Here is a 14,205-nt window from a genome sequence, read left to right on the forward strand (position 1 = left end):
GGGGTGAGACAGCCCCTCCGGCGTTTGAGGAGCGGGGTTCCAGGGGCGGAGCCCCGGAACACGGGCAGGGAAGGGGTGGAGGGGGCGAAGAACCCTCTACACCTGCCGCAACGCCGCGAGCTGCTGCTCGAACGGTACGACCTGAAACGCGTCCACCGAGGTGATCGCGCCCTTGAGGGAGCGGGGCGCGATGGCGGCGGTGGTGTCGGTGTCGGGCACCGCGGCCGAGACCGAGGCCTCCGCGCCGGCGCCCATGAACCGCGCCAGCTCCGCCCCGGCCCGCTCGATCCGCCCCTCAAGACCCTCGTCCCCCCAGTCCTCCGAGGCCGCGTACACGGCGGTCGGCAGGACCAGGGCGCGCAGGTAGGAGAAGAGCGGCCGAAGCGCGTGCTCGGTGACGAGCGAGTGCCGCGCGGTGCCGCCGGTCGCGCCGACGAGCACCGGCTTCCCGGTGAGGGAGTCCTTGTCGATCACGTCGAAGAAGGACTTGAAGAGCCCGCTGTAGGACCCCGAGAACACCGGGGTGACCGCGATCAGGCCGTCCGCCGCGGCGACCGCGTCGAGCGCGGCGGCCAGCCGGGCCGCCGGGAACCCGGTGACCATGTGGTTCGCGATGTCGGTGGCCAGGTCGGGCAGTTCGACGACCTGGACGTCGACGCCGGCATCGGGACCGGCGTGCCGGACGGTCGCCGCGGTCAGCCGGTCGGCCAGCAGCCGGGTCGACGACGGGACGCTCAGCCCCGCCGAGACGACGACGAGCTTCATGCGACGGTCACCTCCTGGGCGGCGACCACACGGGCCGCGTGGGTCGGCGCGTCCGGCACATTCGCCGGCCGCCCCTTGGCGAACTCCTCGCGCAGGACCGGCACGACCTCCTCGCCGAGCAGGTCGAGCTGCTCCAGCACGGTCTTCAGCGGGAGCCCGGCGTGGTCCAGCAGGAACAGCTGGCGCTGGTAGTCACCGGCGTACTCCCGGAAGGACAGCGTCTTCTCGATCACTTCCTGCGGCGAGCCCACCGTCAGGGGGGTCTGTTCGGTGAACTCCTCCAGCGACGGCCCGTGCCCGTACACCGGCGCGTTGTCGAAGTACGGCCGGAACTCCCGTACGGCGTCCTGCGAGTTCTTGCGCATGAACACCTGGCCGCCGAGCCCGACGATCGCCTGCTCCGGGGTGCCGTGCCCGTAGTGGGCGTAGCGCTGCCGGTACAGCTCGACCATCTGCTTCGTGTGGTCGGCCGGCCAGAAGATGTTGTTGTGGAAGAAGCCGTCGCCGTAGTACGCGGCCTGTTCGGCGATCTCGGGCGAGCGGATCGACCCGTGCCACACGAACGGCGCGACCCCGTCCAGCGGACGCGGCGTCGAGGTGAAGGACTGCAGCGGCGTGCGGAACTTGCCCTCCCAGGTCACCACGTCCTCGTCCCACAGGCGGCGCAGGAGCGCGTAGTTCTCGACGGCGAGATGGATGCCGTCGCGGATGTCCTTGCCGAACCAGGGGTAGACCGGCCCGGTGTTGCCGCGCCCCATCATCACGTCGACCCGCCCGTCCGCGACGTGCTGGAGCATCGCGAAGTCCTCGGCGATCTTCACCGGGTCGTTGGTGGTGATGAGGGTGGTGGAGGTGGAGAGGATCAGGTTCTCGGTGCGGGCGGCGATGTAGCCGAGCATCGTGGTCGGCGACGACGGGACGAACGGCGGGTTGTGGTGCTCGCCGGTCGCGAACACGTCAAGTCCGACCTCCTCGGCCTTCTGCGCGATGGTGAGCATCGCCTTGATGCGCTCACCCTCGCTCGGCGTACGCCCGGTCGTCGGGTCGGGCGTGACGTCACCGACGGTGAAGATCCCGAACTGCATGGCTGCTCACCTTCCGCAGGTTGTTGATTGTTCAACTATACCCACAGAACCGAGGGCCCCCGCCGCCTATTCCCGCTTCCACCGGGCGAGCGCCCGGACATCCGATCCCACCCCGGACGTACGATCCGGTCATGGCCGCACCCCGTCGCGACACCCGCGGGATCGTCGACCCGTCCGCGCTGCTGACCCGCGTACGGTTCCGCCGCCACGAGCCCGCCGAACCGCTGCGCCGGCACATCGAGACGTACTGGTTCATCGACTGGGACCTGCCCGAGCCGTACGCCTCCCACATCGTTCCGCACCCCTCCGTCAACGTCAGCTTCCAGTGGGACGAGGACGAGGGGGCGCCCTACAGCGAGGTCACCGGCGTCGCCCTCGGCCTGTTCACCAGGAAGCTGACCGGGCGGGGCCGGGTGTGCGGGGCGAAGTTCTGGCCGGGCGGCTTCCGGCCGTACGTGCCCGGGGTGCCGGTGTCCCGGTGGACGGGCCGCGTGCTGCCCGTCCAGGACGTGTTCGCGCCGCCCCCTGAAGACATGGCCCACTCGGTCGTCAGCCCCGCCGACGACAAGGACCGGGTGGCCGCGCTCGACGCGTTCCTGCTCTCCCTCGCCCCGGCCCCCGACCCACAGGCCGACCTCGCCATGGGCCTCGTCGACCGCATCCGCGCCGACCGCACCGTGCGCCGCGTCGCCGACTTCGCCGACGCGGAGGGCCTCTCGGTGCGGGCGGTGCAACGCCTCTTCGCGGCGTACGTGGGCGTCAGCCCGAAGTGGGTCATCCTGCGCTACCGCATCCACGAGGCCCTGGAACTCGCCGGCACCCGCCGAGACGTCGACTGGTCCACCCTGGCCGCCGACCTCGGCTACGCCGACCAGGCCCATCTGGTACGGGACTTCACGGCGACGGTGGGGGTCCCGCCGACGGCGTACGCGAGCGGCGCAGCGGTCTAGGACGAGCGCGAAGCGCGACAACCCACTTCGAATAACAGCTTGACCTCCGGCCCACACTGCTGCACATTTATCTGCGTGACACAGATACTGCACGACACAAAGGAAACGGAGTCCGCCCGGCGCCGCTGGGCGATCCTCGGCGTAGTCCTCGCCGCCGACGTCCTCGACCTCCTCGACTCCACGATCACCAACATCGCCGCCCCCACCATCGCGGGCGACCTCGGCGGCGGCACCGGCCTCATCCAATGGCTCGGCGCCGCCTACGCCCTCGCCCTCGGCGTACTGCTCGTCCTCGGCGGGCGGCTCGGCGACAGGTACGGGCGCCGCCGCCTCTTCCTCGCCGGACTCGGCGGCTTCACCGCGGCCTCGGTCGCCTGCGGCCTCGCCGTGAACCCCGAGTCCCTCGTCGTCGCCCGCCTGCTCCAGGGCGCCTTCGGCGCGCTCGTCATCCCGCAGGGCTTCGGCATCCTCGGCGCCACCTGGCCGCGCGACCAGATGGGCAAGGCCTTCAGCCTCTTCGGGCCCGTGATGGGGCTCTCCGCCGTCGGCGGACCGATCCTCGCCGGGTTCCTCATCGACACCGACATCGCCGGACTCGGCTGGCGGTCGATGTTCCTCATCAACCTGGTCCTCGGCGGCGCGGCCCTCCTCGCCGCCGCCCGGCTCCTGCCCCGCGACACCGGCGACCGCACGGTCTCCGTCGACGGCCCCGGCTCCGCCCTCCTCGGCGCCGCCATGCTCGGCCTGCTCTCCGGCCTCATCGAGGGCTCGACCAACGGCTGGACCACGGCCCCCGTCCTGCTCATCGCCGCCGGGCTCGCCTCCTTCGCCGCCTTCTGGCACCGCCAGCGCACCGCCGCGAACCCGCTGATCCAGCCCTCCCTGCTGCGCAACCGCGGCTTCACCTCAGGACTCGCCCTCGGCGTCGTCTTCTTCGCCGCCGTCGCCGGACTCCTCTACGTCGTCTCGCTCTTCCAGCAGCAGGGCCTCGGCCGCTCCCCCGCGGGCGCCGCGCTCGGCCTCGTCCCGCTGTCCGCCGGCATCGTCGTCGCGTCCATCGCCTGCCACCAGCTGATCGGCAGGCTCGGCCGCCGGCTCGTCCTCGCCGGGCTCCTGATCACCCTCACCGGCACCGGCTACCTGCTCGCCCTCGTCGCCCACTCCGGCACGGACACCGGCCCGTGGGCCCTCGTGCCGCCGCTGCTCATCGTCGGACTCGGCATGGGCACCTGCTTCGGCACGGTCTACGACGTCGCGATCGGCGACATCGACCCCAGCGAGGCGGGCAGCGCAGGCGGCTCGCTCGGCGCGGTGCAACAACTCGCCAACGCGATCGGCGCCGCCGCCGTCACCACCGTCTACTTCAAGACACTGCACACGCCCGAGGCGGGCGGCGGCGAGGCCCACGCCACGATCATGAGCCTCACCGTCGTCGCCGCCGTCACCCTCCTGTGCCTCCCCCTCGTACGGCTTCTGCCCCGCAAGGCACAGGACCAGCACCACTGAGCGCCCGGGCTGCACAGGGCGCTCATGGCACTCAGGGCACTCAGGGCACGAGCACCAGACGCCCCCGCAGGCCGCCCTCCGCCAGCCGGGCGTGCGCCTTGGCCACCTCGTCCAGCGCGTACGTCTCGGCCACCCGCAGCGTCAGCACCCCCTCGTCGACGAGCGCCGCCAGCTCCGCCAGGCGCGCCCCGTCGGGGCTCACCTCCACGGCGTCCGTGCGCACACCCCGCACGGACGCCGGCTGCGCTCCCGGGATGACACCGGAGAAAGCGCCGCCGTCGCGCACCCACTCCAGCGCCGCCTCGCCGAGGATCGCCGCGTCGAGCACCGCGTCCACGCTGCCCGGCTCGACGGCGCCCGACACGACGTGGGCCGCGCCCAGCGACCGTACGAGCTCCTCGTCGTCCTCGCGGGCCAGAGCGGTCACGGATATCCCCCGGTGAGCGGCGAGTTGGACCGCGTAGCCGCCGACCGCGCCCGCCGCGCCGGTCACCAGCAGGTGCCGGCCCGGCTCCAGCGCCAGCAGGTCCAGGGCCTGGGAGGCGGTGAGGGCGTTCAGGGGCAGGGTCGCCGCGTGCACCGCGTCGGCCGAGGCGGGCGCCTTGGCCACCGCGTCCGTGTCCACGACCACGTAATCGGCGTGCGTGCCAAGGGACTTGGCGGTGCCGTACACCAGCGCCACCACCTCGTCGCCTACGCTCCACCCGGTCGCCACGCCCACCGCGTCGACCGTCCCGGCCACGTCCCAGCCCAGCCCGAGCCGCTTGCCCGCGCCCCCGAAGACGCCCGAGCGCACACCCGCGTCCACCGGGTTGAGCGCGGCGGCGGCCACCTTGATCCGGACCTGCCGGGCGGCCGGCTCCGGCACCGCGACCTCGGTGATCTGCACTGCCTCGGGCCCGCCGAAGGACTCCACTGTCACAGCACGCATGTCAACTCTCCCCATTACAAGGTGGTTTGTGCAGGTTTCCCTCCCTGCTGCGACAACCTTAAGAAGAGCTACTATCTCTTGGTAAGTAGGCACCTGAAGGTGCGTAGGTCACCCAGAAGTGAGCCGGGACCCCTTCCCGGGCGAACCGATACCGAGAGGTGCACCATGGCGACGACGACAGCGGCCCAGCGGCGCGAACAGGCACGCATCGAGTACGACGCGTTCATCAAGGGCTGCCCCACCAACCAGCTCCTCGACCGCATCAGCGACAAGTGGGTCAGCCTCGTCGTCAGCGCCCTCGCCGACGGGCCGATGCGCTACAGCGACCTCGGCCGCAAGATCGCCGGCGTCAGCCCCAAGATGCTGACGCAGACCCTGCGTTCACTCGAACGCGACGGCCTCGTCTCCCGCACCGTCACCCCGTCCGTGCCCGTCCGCGTCGACTACGAACTCACCTCGCTCGGCACCAGCCTGACCTGCCTGCTCAGCGCCGTGAAGGACTGGGCCGAGGGCCACATCGAGCAGGTCAACGAAGCCCGGGAGCGCTACGACTCCGACTCGGCCGCCGCCTGAACCCCGGGTTCGTCGAGTTCCCCGCCCCGCAACCGGGCGACCTGCGCCGCGCTGAAGTCGACCGTGCGGCGCATATGGCCGATGATCAGGGCGAGTTCGGTGTCGTCCACCTCGTCGAAGAGCGCGAACCAGCCACCGCCCAGCCGGTCCCACATCCGCCCGAACTCGGCGACCTTCTCCGGCACGGTCGCCACCAGCACCCGGCGCCGGTCGACGGCGTCCCGCTCCCGGACGACGTACCCCGCCTTCTCCAGCCGGTCCACGAGCCGGGTCGCCGACCCCGTCGTCAGCCCGGTCAGCTCCGCGATCCGGCCGGTCGTCACCGGCCCTTCCTCCAGCCCGAGCAGGTTCAGGCACTGCAGATCCGTCGGATGCAGCCTCAGATGGTCGGCGAGGGCCTGGTTGAACAAGGCATACGACGCCATGTAGCGACGCGACACCGTGGCCAGCTCGCCCAGAAGCCCCTCACGCGCTGTCGCGGCCATGCCCACGCCCTCTCGTCTTCGCCTTCGTCTTCGGTGCCCTGTTTCGCTGCGCCGTGCAGAAAGCGTACGACGCAGACGTACGAAGCCCACCGGCGCGGCACCACATCACGGACGCGGCCCTAGAACACGTACGAGTCCCCGGTGTCCAGCGCCAGGACCTGCTGCCGGTCGTTCACGTGGTTGCGGTCCACCGCACCGCCGCTCCACAGCGTGTCGATCCGCAGCGTCACCTCCGAGGGCACCTCCCGCAGCCGTACCCGCAGCCTGATCTCCTCCCCCAGCCCGTCCGCCGCCAGCGCCCCCGTCCGGCACACCACCGTCCGCACCCCCGACCGCGCGCACCCCTGCGGCAACTCCTGCCGGACCGCGAGCGGCCGCGACCAGCGCAGCCGCACCGTCGCGTCGGCCACGGCGCTCGGGCCGTGGTTCTGCGGCGTCAGCCGGAGATCGACCTGCCCGGCGTCCATGGAGACAGCCCCGTGATAGGCGAGATCGGCCTCGGGGTCCAGGGCCGCGGCGGGCGAGACGGCCCCCACCGCCAGCACCACGCCCGCACCCACCGCACCCACCGCGCCGAGAACTCCGCGCACACTCAGAATCCGCATGACGTCGTTTCCTTCACATAGATCACCGGTTCATCTGATCTATCCCACCTCCGGCCGCTGCCAGGCGCCGTCCATCAGGTGACGGACGAACCCGCCCTCCCCGCATGCCACAGTGACCGCATGCTCATCGCCCGCTCCGCCGCGCTCTTCGTCGTCGCCGCGCTCTTCGAGATCGGCGGCGCCTGGCTGGTCTGGCAGGGCGTACGCGAACACCGCGGCCGGCTCTGGATCGGCGCCGGCGTGATGGCACTGGGCGTGTACGGCTTCGTCGCCACGCTCCAGCCGGACGGCGAGTTCGGCCGCATCCTCGCCGCGTACGGCGGGGTCTTCGTCGCCGGCTCGATCGCCTGGGGCATGGTCGCGGACGGCTACCGCCCCGACCGCTGGGACGTGACGGGCGCGCTGATCTGCCTCGCGGGGATGGCCGTGATCATGTACGCGCCCCGCGGCGGCAACTGACCGCCCAAGCCCCGGCCCGCCCTCCGGCCGACCTTCCGCCCCCTCGCCCGCACCCCGGACCGTTCGACGCCGACCTGCGCGGCCCGCCTATCCTGGCCGGGATCCCCGTACGCCGTGTCCCGCGCGCCGTACACCCGCGATACCCGCACATATGCCCGAGGAGCAGCTCATGACCGCCCCCGCCGTGCCCGCAGCCCCCTCCCGCATCGCCGTCGTCACCGGCGCGAGCAGCGGAATCGGCGCGGCGACGGCCCGGCAGCTCGCCGCGGCCGGATACCGCGTCGTGCTGACCGCGCGCCGCAAGGACCGCATCGAGGCCCTCGCGGAGGAGATCAACGCGGCGGGCCACCAGGCGGCGGCCTACACCCTCGACGTCACGGACCGCACGGCCGTCGACGAGTTCGCCTCCGCCTTCAAGACCATCGGCGTCCTGGTGAACAACGCGGGCGGCGCACTCGGCGCCGACACGATCGCGACCGGCGACCCGGCCGACTGGCGCCAGATGTACGAGACCAACGTCATCGGCACCCTCAACGTCACCCAGGCCCTGCTGCCCGCCCTCACCGCGAGCGGCGACGGCACGATCGTCGTCCTGTCCTCCACCGCCGGCCACGGCACGTACGAGGGCGGCGGTGGCTACGTGGCCGCCAAGCACGCCGAGCACGTCCTCGCCGAGACGCTGCGCCTGGAGATCGTCGGCACTCCGGTGCGGGTCATCGAGGTCGCCCCCGGCATGGTCAGGACCGACGAGTTCGCGCTGACCCGCTTCGGCGGCGACACCGAGAAGGCGGCGAAGGTGTACGCGGGCGTCGCCGAGCCCCTCTCCGCCGACGACGTCGCCGACACCATCACCTGGGCCGTCACCCGCCCCAGCCACGTCAACATCGACCTCCTCGTCGTGCGCCCCCGCGCCCAGGCGTCGAACACGAAGGTCCACCGGGAGCTGTGATGCCCGAAGAGCCCGTCCCCGAGCCGGCCGACACCGCCTCCCCGGAGCAGCGCCGCCTGGTTCAGGAGAAGAAGAACGAACGCATCGTCTGGTACTACCTCGCGTACTTCCTCTTCGGCATCCACATCGTGGCGTTCGTGATGATCTACGCGGTCATGCACGCGAAGTAGCCGCACAGTGCCCTCGTCGCGAGCCGCATAGGGTTCCTGTCCGTGAACAGACGACACATACCCTTCGATCGGCTGCACAACTTCCGCGACCTGGGCGGATACACGACAGACGACGGCCGGACGGTCCGCTGGGGCCGTCTGTTCCGCTCGGACGGGCTCGGCAAGCTGGCCGAGGACACCGCGGACTGGGACGCCTTCCTCTCCCTCGGCGTCCGCACGGTCATCGACCTGCGCTATCCCTGGGAGATCGAGGCGAGGGGCCGCGTCCCCGAGCACCCGTCCTTCACGTACCGCAACCTCAGCATCGAGCACCGCCCCTACGACCAGGCGGCGCTGACCCCGGACGTGGACCCCAGCCCCTACCTGGCGGCCCGCTTCGCGGAGGTGGCGGAGGACGGCACCAAGGAGATCCGCGAGGCGCTGAAGCTGATAGCCGAAGCGGGCGAGTCGGAGGCCCCCCTGGTCTTCCACTGCGCCTCCGGCAAGGACCGCACGGGCCTGCTGGCCGCGCTGGTCCTTTCGCTCCTCGGTGTCCCCGAGCAGACGATCATCGAGGACTTCACCCTCACGGAGCTGGCCACGGCCCGCCTGGTCGCCGACTGGCAGGCGGCGCACCCGGACAGCGAACTGACCTGGCCAGGCTACGGCAAGGCCCCCGCGGAGATCATGGCCCTGTTCCTGGCGGACCTGCGAACCCGCTACGGCTCGGTCCAGAGGTATGTCACGGAGACCCTGGGCCTGGACGACTCACTGCCCCGGACCCTTCGCGCGAACCTCCTCGAACAGCCGTCCCCCGAGCCCGAGTTGACGTTCCGCAAGGCCGACGAGAACGACCTCGCCACCCTGGTCCGCCTCCGCGACGAAGCGGCCCGCTGGCAGCAGCGGACCGCCCCCGACATCGCCCAGTGGACGCCGGGCCAGCTGGACGAGACCCACTTCCGCACCCGCATCCAGGAGGGCGAGGTCTGGCTGGCACACCTCGGCACGACCGTCGTCGGCGCCTGGGAACTCTGGTGGAGCGACCCGGCCGCCTGGGGCCCCCAACCCCCCACAGCCGCCTACATCCACCGCCTGATGACCGACCACACCACAGCCCCGCCGGGCACGGGCCGCCGCATGCTCACCGAAGCGGAACACCGCATCACCGCCTCCGACCGCACCCTCTCCCGCCTGGACTGCATCTCCACCAACCCGCACCTGCGCGCGTACTACGAGGGCGCGGGCTACAAGGTCGTAGGCGAACAGCCCATGAAGGACGGCCGTCAGGGCAGCCCGTACGCGGTGACGCTCCTGGAGAAGCGGCTCAAGTAACCCACACGGGTGAACCGGATAGATCACCCATACCCCACCCGAACTCGCGATCTAGGCTCGCGCCACAACATCAAAAACGACGGCCCTCGGCCGGGATAGCCGTCCCGACCGAGGGCCTGACCATCAAGGAAGGCAGACTTCCCTGTGGCTGAACGCGAGCCTAGCGCGCACCAATTCACGCTGGACGTAGCCCTCGGCGTCGACACGACGTGGTTCATGGACCTGAAAGACCCCAACTACTCCTACATGTTCGGCTTCTTGCAGGCCGACGGACACCTTGCTCAGCAGTCGAGGCAGCGAGGGCGTCTGACTGTCGAGATCCACGCGCGGGACATCGAGCTCCTCCGCGAGTTCCAGAAGCTGACGCCGTACAACAGCAGCATCAGAGAGCGCACCCGGTCCACGAACTTTGTCGAGACCGCCCATTCGGCAATCTGGACCCTCTGCTCTCTTGAAGCCAGGACCCTGCTCAACGGCCTCGGCTTGCCCTACGGCCGCAAGTCCAAAGAGATTGCCCCGCCACGCGGGCAGTTCGCACCCCGCGACTACCTCCGCGGCGTCATCGACGCCGACGGCTCGGTGGGCTACACGGGCCAGGGTTACCCGTTCATTTCTCTCACCACGCAGAGCACAGCCATCGGCGCCTACCTGTGCTTCTACGCCGGGAAGATCACTGGAGCCGAGCGCACCCTGAAGCGCAACGCCCGCGACGGCATCTACAACATCCTCTACACGAAGGAGAACGCCCAGGAGTTGGCAGCCCACCTCTACTACAAGGACTGCCTGTCTCTAAAGCGTAAGCAGACGTCGGCCGACTCCCTGGGCGCTTGGATCCGCCCGGCAGACATGAGGGTCGCTCCCGACCGCCGCCGCTGGAACGGCTGGGAGGACCGCGTACTGCTGAGGTTGAACAACGACACGGCGTCAGCCAAGGAACTCGGCCGAACCGAGAAGAGCTGCTACATCCGGCTCTGGCGCCTGCGGACCGGGCAGGTCCCGATGCCGACCGATCGATGACAAGCTGAGCGAGATCCCCGGCCCCCGCCGGGGATCTCGCCCGTCAACCCTTCACACAGATGAACTGCTTCAACTTCGCCACGACCTCAACGAGATCGCGCTGCTGCTCCATCACCTGGTCGATGTTCTTGTAGGCACCCGGAATCTCGTCGAGCACGCCGGAGTCCTTGCGGCACTCCACACCCCGCGTCTGCTCCTCCAGATCCCGCACCGAGAAATGACGCTTCGCGGCATTACGGCTCATACGCCGACCAGCCCCGTGCGAAGCCGAGTTGAAGGCCTTCTCATTGCCGAGACCCTTCACGATGTACGAGCTGGTGCCCATCGAGCCTGGGATGATGCCGAACTCTCCGGCCCTAGCACTGATTGCACCCTTGCGCGTGACCAGCAGGTCCATCCCTTCGTACCGCTCCTCCGAAACATAATTGTGGTGGCAGGACACCTCAGGCTCGAAGGCGGGCTTCGCCTTCTTGAACTCCCTGCGGATCACGTCCTTCAGAAGCGCCATCATGATCGAGCGGTTGTACTTGGCGTACTCCTGCGCCCAGTAGAGATCGTTTCGGTACGCCGCCATTTGCGGAGTGTCCGAGACGAACACCGCAAGGTCGCGATCAACCAGGCCTTGGTTGTGCGGGAGCTTCTGAGCAACGCCGATGTGGTGTTCGGCCAGCTCCTTACCGATGTTCCGGGAACCGGAGTGCAGCATCAACCAGACCGAATTTGTCTGATCCAGACACAGTTCGATCATGTGGTTGCCTCCTCCGAGCGTTCCCATCTGCTTGGTGGCCCGCTCCTCACGGAACTTCACCGCCTCAGCAACCCCGTCGAACCGCCCCCAAAACCCATCCCACCCCGCCGTAGCCATCCCATGGAACCGCCCCGGCTCGACCGGGGATTCATGCATCCCCCGCCCCACAGGAATCGCCTCCTCAATCTTCGACCGAAGTCGCGACAGATCCCCCGGCAGGTCATTCGCAGTGAGCGATGTCTTGACGGCGGACATCCCGCACCCGATGTCGACCCCCACCGCCGCCGGGCACACCGCGCCCTGCATGGCGATGACGGAGCCGACCGTGGCGCCCTTCCCGTAATGCACGTCCGGCATCACGGCGAGGCCCTTGATCCAGGGCAGGGTGGCGACGTTCTGGAGCTGGCGCAGAGCCACGTCCTCGACCGACGCGGGGTCGGCCCACATGCGGATGGGGACCTTCGCGCCCGGCACCTCTACGTATGACATTTCGTCCTCATTCCCCCGAAAAAGCAACAGAAGTCTTAAATCGCAAAACCGGCGCCAAGATCGACGTTTGGGACAACGGACCGGCGTCCACGGCCGTGCGTGCGATACACATTGTCTCCAGGGGCCGCCCCCGTGCGGCAAGCGAATAACCAGCGGGCTTCGTTGTCGAAGCGACGCCCCGACCCCGTCGAGAGGAGCCTGACCGTGCAGCGGAAGGCGTTTGTATCCGGCGTCGCCGCGCTCCTCGCGGTGGTGCTGGCCGGCTGCACCGGCGGTTCGGGGAGCGGGGAGCAACCGGACGACTCGAAGGCGGGCGGTTCCACCACGACGGCGCCCGCGGCGCAGCCGGGCAAGTACCGCACGCTTCCGGAGCCCTGCGGCGCGGTGAGCCACGACACGCTCGACACGCTGCTGCCCGGCATCGGGCAGATCGCCGACGAGGAGCAGCGCGAGAAGGAGTACGAGGGCGAGGCCACGCCCACGTACGACACGGACCGGCGGGTGGGCTGCCGCTGGAAGGTGGAGTCCACCTCCGCGACCGATCACCTCCTGGTCGACTTCGAGCGCGTGGTGTCGTACGACAACGCGGTCAGCGACGACAGCAAGGCCGAGGAGGTCTACGCGACCAAGGAGACGGCGGCGGACCTTCCCGAGCCCGCCGCGGGCTCCACCGGCTCAAGCGACTCGACCGACTCCACGGGCTCCCCTTCGGGATCCGCATCCGCGGACGGCGGGAGTGCCGACGCAGCCGCCCCCTCCGGCACCGCGAGCGCGAGTGAGACGCCTGCCGCCCTCCAGCCCCGCACCCTCGACGGTCTGGGCGACGAGGCGTTCCTGAACGACAAGCTCAGTGCGTCGGGTTCGACGGCTCAGCAGCGCACGGTGACTGTGGTGTTCCGCACGTCCAACGTGATCGTGACGATCGAGTACGACGAGCAGCCGACCGCTTCCGCCGAGGCTCCGGACAGCAAGGAACTGCAGGACAGGGCGGAGAATCTGGCGCAGAAGCTCGCGGAGACGTTCAACGGCTGAGGGGCCGGGCGGGGTGGTCGGCGGTCTCCCGCGAACCCTCCGATTCAGGACCGCACTCCTCTCTCACCGCGTACCGTGGCCCCTCGGACCCGACCGTCTCGCATGATCCACATGTGAGCGACCCCCGAGCGCCCTGAGTGCCATGAGTGAAGGAACCATGTACCGACCCGCACAGCGTGCCCAGCGAGTACAGCGATTCAACCGCCTCCTTGTCGGCGCGGCCGCCGTCCCGGCGCTGCTCCTCGTCGCCGGCTGCTCCTCGGACTCCGGTTCAGGGTCCGACTCCGGCGACCAGGGCAAGGCGTCCGCGAGTTCCGGTGCGTCGTCGTCCGCGAGCGGTTCGGCGAACGCCGTGAAGGCGGCGGCGTACGCGAAGCTGCCCGAGCCGTGTGCGGTGCTGTCGAAGAAGACTCTGGGCGAACTGGTCCCGAAGGGGGTCAAGTCCGCCAAGGAGGGCAAGTCGGGTGATACGGACGATCGCAGCAGCTGCTCCTGGAACAGCCTCGACAACAAGGGCGTGAAGGGTTCCCAGTTCCGCTGGCTGAACGTGTCGCTGCTGCGCTTCGACTCGGACGCCTCGCGCGGTGAGGGCGACAAGCTCGCGCAGACGTACTACGAGAAGCAGGTCAAGGACGCGCAGGCGGTGACCGGTGCGAAGGGCACCAGGTCGCAGCCGGTGGCCGGGACGGGCGACGAGGCGACGGCGGTGCGCTACGACCTGAAGAAGAAGGAAGGCACCTTCAAGCAGCAGACGGTCGTGGCCCGCGTCGAGAACGTCGTCGTGACGCTGGACTACAACGGTGCCGGTCTCGCCGGCGACAAGGCGCCGAGCGCGGACGACCTGGCGAAGGCCGCGGAGAAGGCCGCCAAGGAGGCGGTCGCCGCGGTGGCCGCCGCCAACGGTGACGGCGGTGGCAGTGGCGGCCAGGCGAGCGCCTCGCCCTCCAAGAGCGCCGCTCCGTCGAAGTCGGCGTCTCCGTCGAAGTCGGCTTCGAAGTCGGCGTCCCCGTCGAAGTCGGCGACGAAGAAGAGCTGACGTCTGCGCCCCAACTCGCAGCTCAGCCAAGCCTTTTGCAGGAGCCCGGCCGCCGTGGTGGCCGGGCTCTCGCCGTACCGCCCGCCCGTGCGCC

At 69.9% G+C, this 14,205-nt stretch carries 16 protein-coding genes; 10 read left to right on the forward strand and 6 right to left on the reverse strand.

The features are described 5' to 3' along the window. Positions 1-96 precede the first annotated feature (96 nt). On the reverse strand, positions 97-765 hold the full coding sequence (locus ACN6LB_RS04725; protein WP_445024681.1) for a CE1759 family FMN reductase: 669 nt from the start codon (positions 763-765) through the stop codon (positions 97-99). Further along, positions 762-1,850, reverse strand: a complete 1,089-nt coding sequence (locus ACN6LB_RS04730; RefSeq protein WP_445024682.1) for an LLM class flavin-dependent oxidoreductase — start codon at positions 1,848-1,850, stop codon at positions 762-764. Before ACN6LB_RS04730 ends, ACN6LB_RS04725 begins: the two co-directional genes overlap by 4 nt. A gap of 131 nt (positions 1,851-1,981) precedes the next feature. Here ACN6LB_RS04730 and ACN6LB_RS04735 point away from each other — a divergent pair, with 131 nt between their 5' ends. Continuing rightward, positions 1,982-2,800 (forward strand): AraC family transcriptional regulator, encoded by an 819-nt coding sequence (locus tag ACN6LB_RS04735; RefSeq protein WP_445024683.1) that lies wholly within the window; start codon positions 1,982-1,984, stop codon positions 2,798-2,800. A 75-nt stretch (positions 2,801-2,875) separates the two neighbouring features. After that, the gene (locus ACN6LB_RS04740; RefSeq protein ID WP_445024684.1) at positions 2,876-4,306 is read left to right on the forward strand and encodes an MFS transporter; all 1,431 of its coding nucleotides are present in this window, start codon (positions 2,876-2,878) and stop codon (positions 4,304-4,306) included. Between the two features lie 40 nt (positions 4,307-4,346). Here the strand turns inward: ACN6LB_RS04740 and ACN6LB_RS04745 are convergent, their stop codons facing one another. Next, positions 4,347-5,237 carry an NADP-dependent oxidoreductase gene (locus tag ACN6LB_RS04745; protein WP_356133743.1) on the reverse strand — a complete coding sequence of 297 codons (891 nt, stop codon included), beginning with the start codon at positions 5,235-5,237 and terminating at the stop codon, positions 4,347-4,349. Positions 5,238-5,402: 165 nt separating this feature from the next. On the opposite strand from ACN6LB_RS04745, the gene ACN6LB_RS04750 reads away from it, so the two are divergent. Next, positions 5,403-5,810, forward strand: coding sequence for a winged helix-turn-helix transcriptional regulator (locus ACN6LB_RS04750; protein WP_356133745.1), 408 nt, complete (start codon positions 5,403-5,405; stop codon positions 5,808-5,810). On the opposite strand, the gene ACN6LB_RS04755 is transcribed toward ACN6LB_RS04750, so the two are convergent. Further along, positions 5,783-6,295: a MarR family winged helix-turn-helix transcriptional regulator gene (locus tag ACN6LB_RS04755; protein WP_356133747.1), complete on the reverse strand. Its 513-nt coding sequence runs from the start codon at positions 6,293-6,295 to the stop codon at positions 5,783-5,785. The genes ACN6LB_RS04750 and ACN6LB_RS04755 overlap by 28 nt on opposite strands. A 119-nt stretch (positions 6,296-6,414) precedes the next feature. Beyond that, entirely contained in the window at positions 6,415-6,900 is a 486-nt protein-coding gene (locus ACN6LB_RS04760) for a hypothetical protein (protein WP_445024685.1), read from the reverse strand. A gap of 120 nt (positions 6,901-7,020) precedes the next feature. Here ACN6LB_RS04760 and ACN6LB_RS04765 point away from each other — a divergent pair, with 120 nt between their 5' ends. From ACN6LB_RS04765 to ACN6LB_RS04785, 5 genes are all read left to right on the forward strand, one after another. Then, a complete protein-coding gene (locus ACN6LB_RS04765; RefSeq protein ID WP_445024686.1) occupies positions 7,021-7,359 on the forward strand; it encodes a YnfA family protein in 339 nt (112 codons plus the stop codon). A gap of 169 nt (positions 7,360-7,528) precedes the next feature. Next, on the forward strand, positions 7,529-8,308 hold the full coding sequence (locus tag ACN6LB_RS04770; RefSeq protein ID WP_445024687.1) for an SDR family NAD(P)-dependent oxidoreductase: 780 nt from the start codon (positions 7,529-7,531) through the stop codon (positions 8,306-8,308). Next, entirely contained in the window at positions 8,308-8,478 is a 171-nt protein-coding gene (locus ACN6LB_RS04775) for a hypothetical protein (protein ID WP_445024688.1), read from the forward strand. The genes ACN6LB_RS04770 and ACN6LB_RS04775 overlap by 1 nt, the downstream gene beginning before the upstream one ends. A 42-nt stretch (positions 8,479-8,520) precedes the next feature. Continuing rightward, a complete protein-coding gene (locus ACN6LB_RS04780) occupies positions 8,521-9,789 on the forward strand; it encodes a GNAT family N-acetyltransferase (protein ID WP_445024689.1) in 1,269 nt (422 codons plus the stop codon). A 144-nt stretch (positions 9,790-9,933) separates the two neighbouring features. Continuing rightward, entirely contained in the window at positions 9,934-10,806 is an 873-nt protein-coding gene (locus tag ACN6LB_RS04785; protein WP_445024690.1) for a hypothetical protein, read from the forward strand. A 43-nt stretch (positions 10,807-10,849) separates the two neighbouring features. Here the strand turns inward: ACN6LB_RS04785 and ACN6LB_RS04790 are convergent, their stop codons facing one another. Beyond that, complete coding sequence (locus tag ACN6LB_RS04790; protein WP_445024691.1) at positions 10,850-12,043, reverse strand: RtcB family protein; 1,194 nt, start codon at positions 12,041-12,043, stop codon at positions 10,850-10,852. A 204-nt stretch (positions 12,044-12,247) separates the two neighbouring features. On the opposite strand from ACN6LB_RS04790, the gene ACN6LB_RS04795 reads away from it, so the two are divergent. Next, positions 12,248-13,075, forward strand: a complete 828-nt coding sequence (locus ACN6LB_RS04795) for a DUF3558 domain-containing protein (protein ID WP_445024692.1) — start codon at positions 12,248-12,250, stop codon at positions 13,073-13,075. Between the two features lie 157 nt (positions 13,076-13,232). Further along, positions 13,233-14,111: a DUF3558 family protein gene (locus ACN6LB_RS04800; protein WP_445024693.1), complete on the forward strand. Its 879-nt coding sequence runs from the start codon at positions 13,233-13,235 to the stop codon at positions 14,109-14,111. Positions 14,112-14,205: the final 94 nt, after the last annotated feature.

It is taken from the genome of Streptomyces sp. SAS_270 (genome assembly GCF_052543295.1).

Excerpts from the sequence above, each read along its gene's own strand:
- ACN6LB_RS04725 (WP_445024681.1), bottom strand. The coding sequence starts at position 765 with ATGAAGCTCGTCGTCGTCTCGGCGGGGCTGAGCGTCCCGTCGTCGACC.
- ACN6LB_RS04730 (WP_445024682.1), bottom strand. The coding sequence starts at position 1,850 with ATGCAGTTCGGGATCTTCACCGTCGGTGACGTCACGCCCGACCCGACG.
- ACN6LB_RS04735 (WP_445024683.1), top strand. The coding sequence starts at position 1,982 with ATGGCCGCACCCCGTCGCGACACCCGCGGGATCGTCGACCCGTCCGCG.
- ACN6LB_RS04745 (WP_356133743.1), bottom strand. The coding sequence starts at position 5,237 with ATGCGTGCTGTGACAGTGGAGTCCTTCGGCGGGCCCGAGGCAGTGCAG.
- ACN6LB_RS04750 (WP_356133745.1), top strand. The coding sequence starts at position 5,403 with ATGGCGACGACGACAGCGGCCCAGCGGCGCGAACAGGCACGCATCGAG.
- ACN6LB_RS04755 (WP_356133747.1), bottom strand. The coding sequence starts at position 6,295 with ATGGCCGCGACAGCGCGTGAGGGGCTTCTGGGCGAGCTGGCCACGGTG.
- ACN6LB_RS04760 (WP_445024685.1), bottom strand. The coding sequence starts at position 6,900 with ATGCGGATTCTGAGTGTGCGCGGAGTTCTCGGCGCGGTGGGTGCGGTG.
- ACN6LB_RS04765 (WP_445024686.1), top strand. The coding sequence starts at position 7,021 with ATGCTCATCGCCCGCTCCGCCGCGCTCTTCGTCGTCGCCGCGCTCTTC.
- ACN6LB_RS04770 (WP_445024687.1), top strand. The coding sequence starts at position 7,529 with ATGACCGCCCCCGCCGTGCCCGCAGCCCCCTCCCGCATCGCCGTCGTC.
- ACN6LB_RS04775 (WP_445024688.1), top strand. The coding sequence starts at position 8,308 with ATGCCCGAAGAGCCCGTCCCCGAGCCGGCCGACACCGCCTCCCCGGAG.
- ACN6LB_RS04790 (WP_445024691.1), bottom strand. The coding sequence starts at position 12,043 with ATGTCATACGTAGAGGTGCCGGGCGCGAAGGTCCCCATCCGCATGTGG.
- ACN6LB_RS04800 (WP_445024693.1), top strand. The coding sequence starts at position 13,233 with ATGTACCGACCCGCACAGCGTGCCCAGCGAGTACAGCGATTCAACCGC.